Source organism: Hwanghaeella grinnelliae (assembly GCF_004005845.1).
In the GTDB taxonomy this organism is placed as follows: Bacteria; Pseudomonadota; Alphaproteobacteria; order UBA8366; family Aestuariispiraceae; genus Hwanghaeella; species Hwanghaeella grinnelliae.
This window is the reverse complement of sequence record NZ_SADE01000001.1, coordinates 1,418,017-1,432,322: the sequence shown is the minus strand read 5'-3', so window position 1 is coordinate 1,432,322 and position 14,306 is coordinate 1,418,017. Positions and strand designations below refer to the sequence as shown.

Genomic DNA, 14,306 nt, shown 5'->3' with positions numbered 1-14,306 from the left:
TGCGATGCTTCAGCCGCACTTGCGTCAAAATAGAAAATACCGCTGTGCCATCGGAAGTACATCGGCAGGTTCGCATGTCAGCAATTCGCCATCTGCATGGACCTCATAAGTCTCTGAATCCACTTCCACTTTTGGCGTCGCATCGTTCAAAACCATCGAGGCTTTGGATATCCCGCCGCGCGTATTCTCGACCGCGAGCAGGGTTTTGCCCGTGCCGAGCGTCTGGGCCAGCCCCGCATCCAGCGCGGCTTGCGAGACGAAAGTGGCGCCGACAGCCTCCCTGGCGCGGCCAAAGGCGCCGAACATCGGCCGGTAATGCACCGGCTGCGGCGTCGGGATCGAGGCGTTCGGGTCCCCCATCGGCGCGGCGGCGATCATGCCGCCGACCATCACCAGGTCCGGCTTCACGCCGAAGAAGGCGGGCGACCACAGGACCAGGTCGGCGCGTTTGCCCACCTCGACCGAGCCGATATGCTTCGACATGCCCTGCGCGACGGCCGGGTTGATCGTGTATTTCGCGATATAGCGTTTAACCCGGAAATTGTCGTTATCGCCGGTTTCTTCCTTCAGCGGCCCGCGCTGCTTCTTCATCTTGTCGGCGGTCTGCCAGGTGCGGATCAGCACCTCGCCCACCCGGCCCATGGCCTGGCTGTCTGACGCGATGATGGAAAACGCCCCCATGTCGTGCAGGATGTCTTCCGCCGCGATGGTTTCCTTGCGGATGCGGCTTTCGGCGAAGGCGACGTCTTCGGGAATGCTGGGGTCTAGATGATGGCAGACCATCAGCATGTCCAGATGTTCTTCCAGCGTGTTCACCGTATAGGGCCGTGTCGGGTTGGTCGACGACGGCAGAACGTTGGACTCCCCGCAGACCTTGATGATGTCCGGCGCGTGGCCGCCGCCCGCCCCTTCCGTGTGGAAGGCATGGATGGTGCGGCCCTTGAAGGACGCGACCGTGTTTTCCACGAAACCGCTTTCGTTCAGCGTATCGGTATGGATCATCACCTGAATGTCGTACTCGTCGGCGACCGACAGGCAACAATCGATGGCGCCCGGCGTGGTGCCCCAATCCTCATGCAGTTTCAGCGCGCAGGCCCCGCCCAGGATCTGCTCCACCAGCCCGGCGGGCTGGCTGGCATTGCCCTTGCCGGAAAAGGCCAGGTTCACCGGGAATGAGTCGGCGGATTGGATCATCTTGCCGATATGCCAGGACCCGGGCGTGCAGGTGGTGGCATTCGTGCCCGTCGCGGGGCCGGTGCCGCCACCCAGCATGGTGGTGACGCCGGACATCAGCGCGTCGTCGATCTGCTGCGGGCAGATCATATGAATATGGCAGTCGAAGCCGCCCGCGGTCAGGATCTTACCCTCCCCCGCGATGGCTTCCGTGCCGGGGCCGACGACGATGTTCACGTCGGGCTGAACGTCCGGGTTTCCGGCCTTGCCGATGGCGGCGATGCGGCCGTCCTTCAGGCCCACATCCGCCTTCACGATGCCCCAATGATCGATGATCAGCGCATTGGTGATGACCGTATCGACCGAGCCTTCGGCGCGGGTGGTCTGCGCCTGGCCCATGCCGTCGCGGATCACCTTGCCGCCGCCGAATTTCACTTCCTCGCCATAGGTGGTGAAGTCTTTCTCCACCTCGACGATCAGGTCCGTATCCGCCAGGCGCAACTTGTCCCCGACGGTGGGGCCGTACATATCCGCATAAGCGGCGCGACTGATTTTTGCCGGCATGTTCCTAGCCCCCCTTACAAGCTACCCATGATCTTCTGATTGAAACCGAACACGCGGCGCGCGCCCCCATAGGGGACCAGCGTCACCTCGCGGGTCTGGCCCGGTTCGAACCGCACGGCGGTGCCCGCCGCGATGTCGAGGCGCATGCCGCGCGCCTTTTCCCGGTCGAAGTCCAGCCCGGTATTCGTCTCATAGAAATGATAATGCGAGCCGACCTGCACGGGCCGGTCGCCGGTATTGGAGACGCTGAGCGTCACCGCTTCCGCGCCCGCGTTCAATTCGATTTCCCCGTCCGCGGGAAAGAGTTCGCCCGGTATCATGGTTCAATCCCCCTCAGCGTATCGGTTCGTGAACGGTCACCAACTTGGTGCCATCGGGAAAGGTCGCCTCGACCTGAACGTCATGGATCATCTCCGCGACGCCTTCCATCACCTGATCGCGGGTGATGACATGGGCGCCCGCCTCCATCAGGTCGGCGACGGACCGGCCGTCCCGGGCGCCTTCGACCACGTGATCGGTGATCAGCGCGATGGCTTCCGGATGGTTCAGTTTCACGCCGCGTTCAAGCCTGCGGCGCGCCACCATGGCCGCCATCGATATCAGCAGCTTGTCCTTCTCCCTCGGGGTCAGGTTCATGTTTTCTCTCCCGCTTCCCGTCTTTCCCTAAGCAAAACTAGCACCCCCAAACACGGGGCAGATCCTCACCCCAGGCAGCTTGATAGGCTGCGCCGATCCACCGGCGTAACCCTTGGCTGTCCGTTGCGACACACCGAATTGAAACCGCCCCCCGTACAATACTGACGCCGGCGGTGACGCCATCGGGCTCGGCCACGGCGCGGATCGCATCCCGCACCCGCCCCTGCCCGGGCCCGACATACACGCCGGCGGCAAAGGCCCTTGCCGCGCGCATTATGCCGGGCCTGCTCAGGACGCTGGCGAATTCGTCGTTGAGGTAGGTACGATCCGCATAGACAAGCACGTCTCCGCGTTTGACTGTCCAAGCGTCCTTGAGGGAACCGCGCTCGACCGACTCGCCCATGGCGGTACGGCCGAAGACCATCGGCTCCATGGCAAACAACGCCCCGTCCGGGTCTACCGTTGCATTTAATTTCCGATAAAGGGACGCACGGTCGTAGAAGATGGTTTCCTGTGGCATCCAGGCGAGGCGCGCGCCGGGGCCGACGGCAAGACTGTTCGTGACCACCGCGTCGCCGTCCAGGCTGCGATACATCTTCTCGCAAGCCTGGGTAGTGACACAGGCGGCCGCCTCTTCCGCGACGGTGACAGAGACATCGAAGACATCCCCGCCGGTCAATCCGCCGGCGGTGTTGATCAATGTCACGTCGGCGCGGTCCGGTGCGTAGGACTTCGGCAGGCGTATCTTCGCGGCGCCGGCCTGATACAGCCGGCACAGCCGAACGGCGCCGTCCTTCCGGTGCAGTGTCACGGAAGCCGTGGCGCTGACGCGCTGTAACCGCTTTACCTGATCAGACGGTAAGATGCCGTCGTACATCGCTATTCGCCAACTCTTCCCGTCCGCCGGAGGCGACGACTTCGCCCCTGTCCAAGACAGCGAAACTGTCTGCCAACTCCTTGGCGAAGTCAAAATACTGTTCGACCAGCACGATGGCCATGTCGCCCCGATCGCGCAGGAACGCGATCGCGCGGCCGATATCCTTGATGATCGACGGTTGGATCCCTTCCGTCGGTTCGTCCAGGATCAACAGTTTCGGCCGCATGACAAGGGCGCGGCCGATGGCAAGCTGCTGCTGCTGACCGCCCGAAAGGTCCCCGCCGCGCCGGCGCAGCATATCCTTCAACACCGGGAACAGTTCGAACACCTCATCCGGCACGAAGCTGGTCTTCCGGTCCAAGCAGGCATAGCCGGTTTCCAAATTTTCCCGCACCGTCAGCAAAGGAAAGATTTCCCGCCCCTGCGGCACATAGGCAATGCCCTTCCGCGCCCGGTCATAGGGCCGCATGGACAGGATGTTTTCACCGGCAAGCGTGATGGTCCCGGCGCTGACCGCCTGCTGCCCGGCGATTGCCTTCAACAGGCTGGTCTTGCCCACCCCGTTGCGCCCCAGCACGCAGGTCACCTTGCCCTGCTCCGCCGTGACGGAAACGGATTTCAGCGCCTGGGCCGCGCCGTAGAACAGATCGACATTCTCAACAGCCAGCATGTGCCCGTTCCTATCGTCCCAAATAGACTTCAATGACGCGGTCGTTGGAACTGACCTGATCCAATGTCCCCTCGGCCAGCACGCTGCCTTCGTGCAGCACGGTGACGCGCACGTCCAAATCACGCACGAAATCCATGTCATGCTCTACGACGACAACGGAATGCGACTTCGCGATTTCCTTCAGCAGCACCGCCGTTTCGGCCGTTTCCGCATCGGTCATACCGGCGGCCGGTTCGTCGACCAGCAGAAGACGCGGGTCCTGCGCCAGCAACATCCCGATTTCCAGCCATTGTTTCTGCCCATGGGACAGGTTCGCGGCCAACAGGTCGCGCTGCGCGGTCAGGCGCGTCAATTCCAGCAATTCATTGATCCGGTCCTCGTCCGCCTTGCCCGTCATCGCGAACAAGGTGGCGCGCGCCGTGCGGTTCTGCTTCAGGGCCAGGATCAGATTGTCATAGACCGAATGACTTTCGAAGACGGTCGGCTTCTGAAATTTCCGGCCGATCCCCATGGAGGCGATCGCCGCTTCGTCATGCTTCGTCAGATCGACACCGCCGTCGAACAGCACGTCGCCCAAATCGGGCCGCGTCTTGCCGGTGATGACATCCATCATCGTCGTCTTGCCTGCGCCGTTGGGGCCGATGATGGCCCGCATCTCGCCGGGCTTGATGATCATCGACAGCGAATTCAATGCCTTGAACCCGTCGAAGCTGACCGTCACGCCGTCCAGATACAGCATCGACCCATCGGCCACCTTCGCCGCTTCGTGCGGCGTGACACCCTTTCTATTAGTCATCGGCGCCCCCCATCGCTTCGGCGCGCCGGCGCGCGGATCCCTTCATCGATCCATAGGCGGACCCGATCGTTTCGCCGACCAGGCCGACGATGCCGCGCGGCATGAATAGCGTCACCAGCACGAACAGCCCCCCTAGGAAAAACAGCCAGATTTCCGGAAAGGCGACGGTGAAATAGCTTTTCGCGATATTGACCACCAGCGCGCCGACAATGGCGCCATAGAGGTAACCGCGCCCGCCGAGCGCCACCCAGATGACGATCTCGATGGAAATCAGTGGCGCGAATTCACCGGGATTGATGATCCCCACCTGAGGCACGTAAAGCGCGCCCGCAACCCCGGCCAACATGGCCGACAGGGTGAAGACGAACAGTTTATAGTACTCGACCCGGTAGCCCAGGAACCGGGCCCGGCTTTCCGCGTCGCGGATCGCGATCAGGACCTTGCCCATGCGGGACGTCGTCACCAACCGGCACAGGATATAGCCGATGGCCAGCGTCGCGGCGGACGACAGGAACAGCCAATTCCGCACCCCGTCGGACCGCAGATCGAAGCCCATCAGGTCCTTGAAGTCGGTCAGGCCGTTATTGCCGCCGAAGCCCATATCGTTCTGGAAGAAGGCCAGCATCAGCGCATAAGTCATCGCTTGGGTGATGATCGACAGATACACCCCGGTCACACGTGACCGGAAGGCGAACCAGCCGAAAACGAAGGCCAGCGCGCCCGGCGCCACCACCACCATCAGCATGGCGAAGGGGAAGAAGTCGAACCCGTACCAGTACCAGGGCAGTTCCTCCCAATTCAGGAAGACCATGAAGTCCGGCAATATCGGGTGGCCATAGACGCCCCGGTCGCCAATCTGGCGCATCAGGTACATGCCCATCGCGTAACCGCCGAGCGCGAAGAACGCCCCGTGCCCCAGGCTCAAAATTCCGCAATAGCCCCAAACCAGATCGACCGACAGTGCCAGCACCGCGTAACACAGATACTTGCCGAACAGGCTGATCATATAGGTGGGCACATGGAAGGCGCTGGATTCCGGCAATTGGTTCAGCAGCACACAGGCTATGGCGAGGGCCCCGATCGCCCCCAGCACCGATACCGAGGTCCGGTCCGTCAGCGCGGACAGAACCCAGGACGAGTAGCGCGGTGTAGTGTTCGCTTCCGTCATCGTCTCTGCCTTTGCCATGCTCAGCCCTCCACACTGCGGCCCTTGAGCGCGAACAAGCCGCGCGGCCGCCGTTGAATGAACAGGATGATCAGGACCAGGACGATGATTTTTGCGACGACGGCGCCGGTGAAGGGCTCCAGGAACTTATTCGCCACGCCCAGCGACATCGCTCCCACGAAGGTGCCCCACAGATTTCCGACGCCGCCGAAGACGACGACCATGAAACTGTCGATAATATAAGCCTGCCCGAGGTTAGGCCCGACATTGGTCAACTGGCTCAACGCAACGCCGCCGATCCCGGCAACCCCCGATCCCAGGCCGAAGGTCATGGCATCGACCCAGCCGGTTCGGATGCCCATGGAGGAGGCCATCGCGCGGTTCTGCGTCACCGCCCGCATCTGCAGGCCGAGCGGGGTTTTCCGCAACAGCAGCAGCAGGGCTGCAAAGACGATAAGGCAGAACAAAATGATATAGAGGCGGTTATAGGTCAGCGACAAAGCGCCATTGACCTCGTAGAAGCCGCTCATCCATTCCGGCGTCGTTACCGGCTGGTTCAGCGGCGAGAAGACGGAGCGCACGGTCTGCTGCAAGAACAGGCTGATTCCGAAGGTGGCGAGCAGCGTTTCCAGCGGCCGGCCGTACAACACGCGGATCACCGAGCGTTCCAGGCCGATCCCGATCAGACCGGTGACCACGAAGGCCGCCGGGATCGCCACGAATAGCGAATATTCGATATGGTTCGGCATCAACTGCTGGACCACGAAGGTCACATAGGCGCCGATCATCAGCATTTCGCCATGGGCCATGTTGATGACGCCCATCACCCCGAAGGTGATCGCCAGGCCGACCGCGGCCAGCAGCAGCACCGCCCCCAGGCTCAAACCGAAATAGACAGTCTCGACAAGGGCGAAGACCTGTTTCTGCCCCTCTATCTCGTTCAAGGCCTGCTGAGCGGCCTTTCCAACCGTGGTTTCGTCCTCACTGCCGGAACCGTCGCTCTTGGCGGCCAACCGGCCGAGAATGGCCCAGACATCCGGGTTCATCGACCCGGCCATGATTTCCACCGCGGCGAGGCGATCCTCGACAGAACCGATGGACGCTTCCAAAGCCGCTTTCGCCAAATCCAGCATATCCCGGACGGCCGGATCGGTTTCCTTTTCCAACGCCGTCAGCAGGATCGGCATCGCGTCCGCCGTCGGGTTCGACAGCATTGCGCGTGCCGCCGCGACGCGTTGATCCGGGTTCGGCGACATCAATTCCAGGGATCCGATCGCCCCTTTCAGGATCGAACGCAGCTGATTATTGATGCTGATCTTTTTGACCTTGCGCTTGCCCACATTGCCGAGGTCTTCGCCGGTCAGTGCATCTTTAATGTCATAGCCGCTTTCCGCATCCGCGGCGTAGACGATCAAATCGTCGCTTTTCCGGTAATAGAGATCGCCTTCCTGAATGGCGAGCAGCAGGTCGAGCGCCCGCGGGTCGCCCGATGTTGAGATATCCTTGATGGCCTGGCCCTTAACGTCGAAGGACCGTTCGGTCAGCTTCGGCAAGGCAGCCTTCAACGCATCTTCGGACGCCGCATCCTGCGCGCCAGCGGTCCCGGTCACGCAGATGGCCAGCACCAAGGCGGCCAGCGCGGTTACCAAACCCGTGCGCAAGGAAGAAATCAAAGCCGCAACAGACATGAATTTATCCAGAATAACGGAACACCCGGGCCATTCGCCCAAAGCTTGGAACTGTCGATAACTACCCCCGGCAAGCAACCCGCGCCCCCTAAACCTCCACGCAGGTGCTGCCGCCCGTACCCCATCGCGAAGACGCTAAACGCGACCCGATGGGACAGTGACCGGTTCGGGCGGAACGGCTATTGTCGCCCCGCCCGTCGGCCGTCACAGATCGAGCCTTAGTAATTCTGGCCCGAGCATTTACCGGACGTGATGTTGAAGTTTCCGCACATGATCGGCGCGGTCCAATCAGCCACCAGGTTCTTGGATTCCGGCAGGAAGTCGGTCCAGGCATCGCCGATCACACCCTTGGGCGTGGACCAGACGATTTCGAACTGACCGTCATCCTGAATTTCACCGATCAGGACCGGCTTGGTCAGGTGGTGGTTGGTGTTCATAACCGCGATACCGCCCGTCAGGTTCGGGTAGGTGATGCCGTACATCGCCTGACGAACCGTGTCGACGTCGGTCGTGCCGACGGCTTCAACTGCCTTAACCCACATGTTGAAGCCGATGTAATGGGCTTCCATCGGGTCATTGGTTACACGGTCTTCGCTGCCGATGAACTTGTGCCACTTGGTGATGAACTCGTCATTCGCTTCCGACTCGGCGCTCATGAAATAGTTCCAGGCGGCGAGATGGCCGACCAGCGGGCCGGTATCGATGCCGCTGAGTTCTTCTTCCCCGACGGAAAACGCGATGACCGGAATGTCTTCCGCGGTGATGCCCTGGTTACCCAGTTCCTTATAGAAGGGAACGTTGGCGTCGCCATTGACGGTGGAGACCACTGCCGTCTTCTTGCCGGCGGAACCGAAGGTCTTGATGTCGCTCACGATCGTCTGCCAATCAGAATGACCGAACGGCGTGTAGTTGATCATGATGTCTTCTTTGGGAATACCTTTGTCGATCAGGTATTGCTCCAGGATTTTGTTGGTCGTGCGCGGATAGACATAGTCGGTACCGGCCAGCACGAACCGCTTCACGGAACCGCCCGCTTCGCTCATCAGGTAATCGACCGCGGGGATCGCCTGCTGGTTCGGCGCGGCGCCTGTGTAGAAAACGTTCTTCGAGCTTTCTTCCCCTTCATACTGAACCGGGTAGAAAAGCATGCCGTTCAGTTCCTCGATCACCGGCAGGACAGACTTGCGGCTGACCGAGGTCCAGTTCCCGAAGATCACGTCGACATTGTGAACTTCCAGCAGTTCGCGCGCTTTTTCGGCGAATAGCGGCCAGTTCGACGCCGGGTCGACCACAACGGCTTCCAGCTGCTTGCCCAGAAGTCCGCCCTTGGCATTCTGTTCTTCGACCAGCATCAGGATCGTGTCCTTCAGCGTGGTTTCGGAAATCGCCATCGTGCCGGACAATGAGTGCAAAACGCCGACCTTGATCGTGTCAGCCGCTTGCGCCGCCCCTGCGGCAAGTCCCATCACCAGTACGGAGGCCGCCCCCAACATTTTATTTACTTTGATTTTCATCCTGATCTCTCCCGATACGGATAGTAGACCAAGCCCAATCGCAATAAGGATGCCATCTGAAAAACAACCAGAAGATACATTATAGTCATTTGTTTTTGTTGTATTTTTTATGATTCTCGGCACACAGGCCCACACTCAAAAAGTGAATAGACGTTCCAAAATTTGCTTAAATATTAGTCTCTGTTTAATTTTTAGGCACGTGGTACGCCGATTTGCCTATTGCCCGCGCGGCAGCTTCGCACCGGATAAACCGCCCGGCAGGGCCGGGCCTGACATCCCGGCCGAAGGGCCGGTAAAGCGCCTATTCGGCGCTTTCCTCCAACATCGTCACCTGGGTTGGCCTGCATTGCCAATCATAGGTCAACCAGTCCTTGCGGCTCTGGCTACGTTGCGAATATTGGCCGCGCTCTATCGCGGCCGCCATACGGCATCGATTTTCGGAGGTGAAAGCATGGTCGCGTTCGAAGTTCTGGCAGTGGGTTTCACCGCTAAAACTCATGCACGCGACGAGTATGAGAACATACATCGCGTTTTCCTTCCCGCTGTATCGCAACCGTCTTTTTCTATGCGGCGGTCGTCGATGAACGAAGAGTACACGATTCAGCGATACTCCCCAGGGTAACTGGGTATTGGAACCGGGTATCGCGGGGGTGGAGGCCCGCTTACGAAATCGGCATCCCCCGCCCATCCCTGCCCATTGCCGCGAAATGTCTGCAATTGCAGCTAGTTTCCCTATGCAACCTTGGCAGGATTGGGCACCCTGATACCGTAACCAAAAAACAAACGATACTGTGGGAGGAATAAATGATCAGAAAAATTGGGTTTGCCGGTGTTCTGACCGGCTTGATGGCCTTTGGCGCGGGTACCGCCATGGCAGCGACAGAATGCGTGCCGTCGCAATGGGGGCCGGACGACGAATTGGGCTCCGCCAATCTGGTGACGCCCGAGCGCACCATGGAGGCGCTGAAACTTGTGAAGCAGGGCAAGACCATGCCTCTCGGCATCGTCATCGACAGCAAGACCCCGGCCTTCGCGCCACGCAGCCTGAGCCTTCAAATCGTCCAGCCGAACCAGCAAGGCGGCCAACGCCTGCCCTTCGGCTATCCGGCAAACTATAACGACGATGTCCTGCAAACCTGGATCGGCATCGGCTCGCAGATCGATGGCCTGGGCCATCTCGGCGAAAACGGCCTGTACTACAACTGCAATAACGAAAAGGACTTCGCCGGCATCACCGGGCTGAAAAAGATGGGGGTCCACAACATCCCGCCATTGGTTGGTCGGGCCGTTATCATCGACATGGCCAAACACGCGGGTAAGGACTTCCTAGATGCGGGAGAACATTTCGGATCGGCGGAAATTCAGGCGGCCGCCAAGGCGCAGGGCGTCGAAATCCGCGAAGGCGACATCGTCCTCTTCCACACCGGCTGGACCGAGAACAAGCTGGACAGCGACCCGGATGCCTGGGTCTCCGGCGAACCGGGCGTCAACAACGAGGGCATGAAATGGCTCGCCTCGCAGAACCTGATGGCGATCGGCGCGGATACCTGGGGTGTCGAACCGGTTCCCGCTCCGAAGGGCGACGGGGTCTTCTACGGCCATGTTCTGGCCCTTCAGGAAAAGGGTATCTACCTGCTGGAGACCATGAATACCGGCCCGGTCCTGCGCGCTGGGGCTAACGAATTCATGTTCGTTCTGGGCCAGGCCCGCATCCGCGGCACGGTGCAGATGATCATCAACCCAGTGGCGATGTTCTAATCGGCTAACACTTCTTTTGACGAAGACGGCCCGGCGGCTCACCCTGCCGGGCCATTTCGTGAACCGGTTACGAAATGGCCCATCGCAGCGTCATTGGGTTTGCCGTGGCAGTGAAATCCGCACGGAGGTGCCGTCCCCGACAACACTGTCGATCCGCAATTCCCCATCATGAAGCTCAACAAGGGTCTTGGCGATTGCCAAGCCAAGCCCCCACCCCTTTTCGGCTAGATACGGGTCGTCGCTTCCGCGCTCGAAGGGGCTGACAACCTTTTCGATTCTGTCTTTGGGAATCCCGCAGCCAGTATCCGAAACGACGATTTCCGCTTCCGATATACCCAGTTGGGCCGATACAGCGACTTGCCCGCCGGCCGGTGTGTACTTTACGGCATTCGTCAGCAGATTCAGCAGAACCTGTTGCAAGGCGCGGCGGTCGGCCAGAACCGACTGGTCCTCGGTCACGGCTATCTGTTTTCGTATGCTCACGCCCGCTTCTTTCGCACGATGTTCGACGATGGCCAGGCATTCATCCACCAAATCGTCCAAGTCGATATCCCGAAGAGAGAGACTCTTCCTACCGGCTTCGATGGTCGCGATATCGAGAATGTCGTTCACTAGCTCCAAAAGCAGGACCCCGCTGGAATGAATGTGCCGCGCGTATTCACCGTATTTGCTGTGTCCCAAAGGCCCGAGCATCTGGTCCCGTATCACTTCCGAAAAACCGAGTATGGCGTTCAACGGTGTCCGCAACTCGTGACTCATTCCCGCTAGGAAATCCGATTTCGCCTTGCTCGCATTCTCCGCGTTCCGCCGTGCTTCGTCCCGGGCTGCTTCCGCCTTCTTGTGTTCGGTCACGTCAAGAACGGTAACGGGAAGGCTCGCAAATTTCTCCAACGGCCCATCAATAGGTCCTGGAATTGGCATCGAGATGGAGACATTGATGGCCTTTCCATCGAATGTTCGATGCTTCGACTCAAAGGTAATGCTTGGCTCGCCATACCAAAGTCCATGTGCGATGGCGGGGTGAATGCCACCACTCTCCGGCCCAAAGCCGCCGTCGAAACGCCCCAGCATGTCCCCTATGGAATCGGCCCCGTACAGTGCTCGTGCGGCAGGGTTCGCATGGCGCACGATAACGCGCCGATCAAGACTTGGGACTTCGGGCCCGCCAGCCGCGACAAAGGCGTCGATATCGGTAATTCCCTTTTCGCGAAGCTTCCTGAACGCCGTGACGATTTCGGTAAGATCCACATCCAGGATGGCGATGACGGTCCCGTCGTAAAGCGTCTTGAATTGGGCTTCCGTCGCCCGCTTTTCCTGATCCGATTTCAGCCTTTGGTCTTCCCGCGACAGAAGCAGCCCGCCCAGGAAGATCCCCACAAAGATCGCCATGCCCCAGGGCGGCAACATGCGTTGCATCAAGGCCAAGCCTTGATCGAAATCACCGACCAGCAGGAATCCGGGCGCTGTAAAGACGACCGCGAAAGCCGCAGCCAAAAACATGAAAACAACGATATTGGTCCGCCTGGGCACCAAGTACAGAATTGCCCCGAACGCGGCTGACAGGGTGATACCAAAGACACCGCCAACGACCCCGGCGCCCCCCAGATACATGCGAAAGGCACCAGCCATCGCACCGCATATCAGGGCCGAGATTGGGCCGCCGAATGCACCGCTCAAGACGATCAATGCATTGCGCTGATCGACGATCACACCTTCGACGACAGGAATTTTGACATGCATGCTGACAAGGGTAATCAGGCCAAAATAAAGCCCCATGACAGCCTGCCGGGTTAGTGCGGTTCGCGACTGCAACCGTTCAATCAGGAATGAATATCCGACGATCAGAACAACAAAGACCGAGATGTTGTTTAACAATAAAAAGAAAACGGAAACATCGTCTTGCAATTGTCGGCACTCCTCACCGCTCTATTGTTTAGCATTTACGCATATAGTTTCTGTTTTTGCCATATAATCGCCGAACATTCACAAATCGTTAAATGCTTCATGCGTGCAATGAGGGGGGAGGATGGCTGCAACGGCCATCACAAGGACATAAGGAAAAATGATGAAATCGATGACCTTCACGCGGCGCGATGTTGGCTTGATGCTGCTGGCCTCGACCGGCGTATTGGCGATGACCCCCATTGGGCGGGCACGGGCGCAAGCGTTAGAGGGCACCAAGGTCGTCGTTATCGGTGCTGGAATTGCCGGGTTGGGCGCAGCGCACACGCTGCGAAACCAGGGCGCGGAGGTCGTCGTACTGGAAGGAAAGCCGCATATCGGCGGTCGACTGCTGACCGATTGGTCGATGGGCGCGCCGTTTGAAGTAGGCGCCGGCTGGATCCACGGACCAGAAGAGGAAAACCCGTCCCGACAATTAGCCGACGCGGTCGGCGCGGAATACGTCGTGACCGAGGATGAAAACGCGACCTATTTCCTGAGCAACGGGAACGAATTCGCGGAAGAAGATTATGAGGAAATGAGCGACGGATGGGAAAGCGTCCTGGAACACATCGACCGAAACTTTGAGAACAACGACCCGCGTTCCCTGCTCAAGGCGATCCGCGATTATGACAGCGACCTGTTGGATGATCCCCGCGTGATGTGGGCTTTTTCCGCCTGGACGGAATTTTCCAAGGGCGGGCCGATCGAGGACCTGTCCGCGGTTCTGTTTAACGCCGACAAGGCTTTCGACACGCCGGATGTCGTCGTCACCACCGGCTATGACAAAATCCTGACCCCTTTGACCGAAGGGTTGGATATTCGTCTGTCCCACACGGTGAGCGGGGTCGCCTACGAAAAGGGCGATGGGGTCGCGGTCGAAACCGACCAGGGGGTTTTTGAAGGAGACTACTGCATCTGCACGGTCCCGCTCGGCATTCTGAAGGCGGAAAAGATCGCCTTCGATCCGCCACTGCCGCAGCGCTACCGGAACTCAATCGACAAACTCGGCTTCGGCAGTGTGACGAAACTGGCCTTGAAATTCGCCGAGCCGTTCTGGGATATCGAAACCCAGTATTTCGGTATCGTCACCGAACCTAAGGGCCGCTGGAACTATTGGCTGAACTACCGGACATTTTCGGAGGAAAACATCCTACTGGGCCTCAGCGTCGGCGCCTACGCACCCATCGCCGACAGGATGACGGATGCGGAGATGACGGAAGACGGTCTGGACGTGCTGCGCCAGGTTTGGGGTGAGGATGTCGGCACCCCCACGCAGGTTCTGGCGACCCATTGGGCCACTGATCCCTATACGCTCGGCGCCTATGCCTATCCCCGACCCGGCAACAAGAAATCCGATTATGACGGCTTAGCCAGAGCGATTGAGGAATGCCTGTTCCTCGCCGGCGAACACACTTTGTTCGACTATGCGGGCACAACACATGGCGCCTATATGTCGGGTCTACGCGCTGCCGAAGCGGTGATAGAATTGGAAAGCTGAAGATCGGCGAAGGTGCCCCCGTC

General features: G+C 59.6%; 13 protein-coding genes. 2 read left to right on the top strand and 11 right to left on the bottom strand.

Annotated elements, in window-relative coordinates:
• Nucleotides 1-24 precede the first annotated feature (24 nt).
• The 10 genes from ureC to EOI86_RS06490 form a co-directional block, all read right to left on the bottom strand.
• Nucleotides 25-1,737: an urease subunit alpha gene (gene ureC / locus EOI86_RS06535; RefSeq protein WP_127764288.1), complete on the bottom strand. Its 1,713-nt coding sequence runs from the start codon at nucleotides 1,735-1,737 to the stop codon at nucleotides 25-27.
• A gap of 14 nt (nucleotides 1,738-1,751) precedes the next feature.
• Nucleotides 1,752-2,057 carry an urease subunit beta gene (locus tag EOI86_RS06530; RefSeq protein WP_127764287.1) on the bottom strand — a complete coding sequence of 102 codons (306 nt, stop codon included), beginning with the start codon at nucleotides 2,055-2,057 and terminating at the stop codon, nucleotides 1,752-1,754.
• A gap of 13 nt (nucleotides 2,058-2,070) precedes the next feature.
• Nucleotides 2,071-2,373: an urease subunit gamma gene (locus tag EOI86_RS06525; RefSeq protein WP_127764286.1), complete on the bottom strand. Its 303-nt coding sequence runs from the start codon at nucleotides 2,371-2,373 to the stop codon at nucleotides 2,071-2,073.
• Nucleotides 2,374-2,410: 37 nt separating this feature from the next.
• Complete coding sequence (locus EOI86_RS06520) at nucleotides 2,411-3,250, bottom strand: urease accessory protein UreD (protein WP_127764285.1); 840 nt, start codon at nucleotides 3,248-3,250, stop codon at nucleotides 2,411-2,413.
• The gene (gene urtE, locus EOI86_RS06515; protein ID WP_127764284.1) at nucleotides 3,225-3,920 is read right to left on the bottom strand and encodes an urea ABC transporter ATP-binding subunit UrtE; all 696 of its coding nucleotides are present in this window, start codon (nucleotides 3,918-3,920) and stop codon (nucleotides 3,225-3,227) included. The genes EOI86_RS06520 and urtE overlap by 26 nt, the downstream gene beginning before the upstream one ends.
• Before the next feature lie 10 nt (nucleotides 3,921-3,930).
• Complete coding sequence (gene urtD / locus EOI86_RS06510; protein WP_127764283.1) at nucleotides 3,931-4,716, bottom strand: urea ABC transporter ATP-binding protein UrtD; 786 nt, start codon at nucleotides 4,714-4,716, stop codon at nucleotides 3,931-3,933.
• Nucleotides 4,709-5,902, bottom strand: coding sequence for an urea ABC transporter permease subunit UrtC (gene urtC / locus EOI86_RS06505; protein WP_240035577.1), 1,194 nt, complete (start codon nucleotides 5,900-5,902; stop codon nucleotides 4,709-4,711). The genes urtD and urtC overlap by 8 nt, the downstream gene beginning before the upstream one ends.
• Before the next feature lie 2 nt (nucleotides 5,903-5,904).
• Nucleotides 5,905-7,569: an urea ABC transporter permease subunit UrtB gene (gene urtB, locus EOI86_RS06500; protein WP_127764282.1), complete on the bottom strand. Its 1,665-nt coding sequence runs from the start codon at nucleotides 7,567-7,569 to the stop codon at nucleotides 5,905-5,907.
• A 218-nt stretch (nucleotides 7,570-7,787) separates the two neighbouring features.
• On the bottom strand, nucleotides 7,788-9,062 hold the full coding sequence (gene urtA / locus EOI86_RS06495; RefSeq protein WP_476702843.1) for an urea ABC transporter substrate-binding protein: 1,275 nt from the start codon (nucleotides 9,060-9,062) through the stop codon (nucleotides 7,788-7,790).
• 322 nt (nucleotides 9,063-9,384) lie between these two features.
• The gene (locus EOI86_RS06490; protein WP_127764280.1) at nucleotides 9,385-9,609 is read right to left on the bottom strand and encodes a hypothetical protein; all 225 of its coding nucleotides are present in this window, start codon (nucleotides 9,607-9,609) and stop codon (nucleotides 9,385-9,387) included.
• 278 nt (nucleotides 9,610-9,887) lie between these two features.
• Between EOI86_RS06490 and EOI86_RS06485 the strand changes: the two genes are divergently transcribed.
• Complete coding sequence (locus EOI86_RS06485) at nucleotides 9,888-10,841, top strand: cyclase family protein (RefSeq protein WP_205032089.1); 954 nt, start codon at nucleotides 9,888-9,890, stop codon at nucleotides 10,839-10,841.
• A 90-nt stretch (nucleotides 10,842-10,931) separates the two neighbouring features.
• Here the strand turns inward: EOI86_RS06485 and EOI86_RS06480 are convergent, their stop codons facing one another.
• Nucleotides 10,932-12,746 (bottom strand): ATP-binding protein, encoded by a 1,815-nt coding sequence (locus tag EOI86_RS06480; protein ID WP_127764279.1) that lies wholly within the window; start codon nucleotides 12,744-12,746, stop codon nucleotides 10,932-10,934.
• A gap of 157 nt (nucleotides 12,747-12,903) precedes the next feature.
• On the opposite strand from EOI86_RS06480, the gene EOI86_RS06475 reads away from it, so the two are divergent.
• A complete protein-coding gene (locus EOI86_RS06475) occupies nucleotides 12,904-14,283 on the top strand; it encodes a flavin monoamine oxidase family protein (RefSeq protein WP_240035576.1) in 1,380 nt (459 codons plus the stop codon).
• The last annotated feature ends 23 nt before the right edge of the window (nucleotides 14,284-14,306 follow it).

Excerpts from the sequence above, each read along its gene's own strand:
- ureC (WP_127764288.1), bottom strand. The coding sequence starts at position 1,737 with ATGCCGGCAAAAATCAGTCGCGCCGCTTATGCGGATATGTACGGCCCC.
- EOI86_RS06530 (WP_127764287.1), bottom strand. The coding sequence starts at position 2,057 with ATGATACCGGGCGAACTCTTTCCCGCGGACGGGGAAATCGAATTGAAC.
- EOI86_RS06525 (WP_127764286.1), bottom strand. The coding sequence starts at position 2,373 with ATGAACCTGACCCCGAGGGAGAAGGACAAGCTGCTGATATCGATGGCG.
- EOI86_RS06520 (WP_127764285.1), bottom strand. The coding sequence starts at position 3,250 with ATGTACGACGGCATCTTACCGTCTGATCAGGTAAAGCGGTTACAGCGC.
- urtE (WP_127764284.1), bottom strand. The coding sequence starts at position 3,920 with ATGCTGGCTGTTGAGAATGTCGATCTGTTCTACGGCGCGGCCCAGGCG.
- urtD (WP_127764283.1), bottom strand. The coding sequence starts at position 4,716 with ATGACTAATAGAAAGGGTGTCACGCCGCACGAAGCGGCGAAGGTGGCC.
- urtC (WP_240035577.1), bottom strand. The coding sequence starts at position 5,902 with ATGGCAAAGGCAGAGACGATGACGGAAGCGAACACTACACCGCGCTAC.
- urtB (WP_127764282.1), bottom strand. The coding sequence starts at position 7,569 with ATGTCTGTTGCGGCTTTGATTTCTTCCTTGCGCACGGGTTTGGTAACC.
- urtA (WP_476702843.1), bottom strand. The coding sequence starts at position 9,062 with ATGTTGGGGGCGGCCTCCGTACTGGTGATGGGACTTGCCGCAGGGGCG.
- EOI86_RS06490 (WP_127764280.1), bottom strand. The coding sequence starts at position 9,609 with ATGTATGTTCTCATACTCGTCGCGTGCATGAGTTTTAGCGGTGAAACC.
- EOI86_RS06485 (WP_205032089.1), top strand. The coding sequence starts at position 9,888 with ATGATCAGAAAAATTGGGTTTGCCGGTGTTCTGACCGGCTTGATGGCC.
- EOI86_RS06475 (WP_240035576.1), top strand. The coding sequence starts at position 12,904 with ATGATGAAATCGATGACCTTCACGCGGCGCGATGTTGGCTTGATGCTG.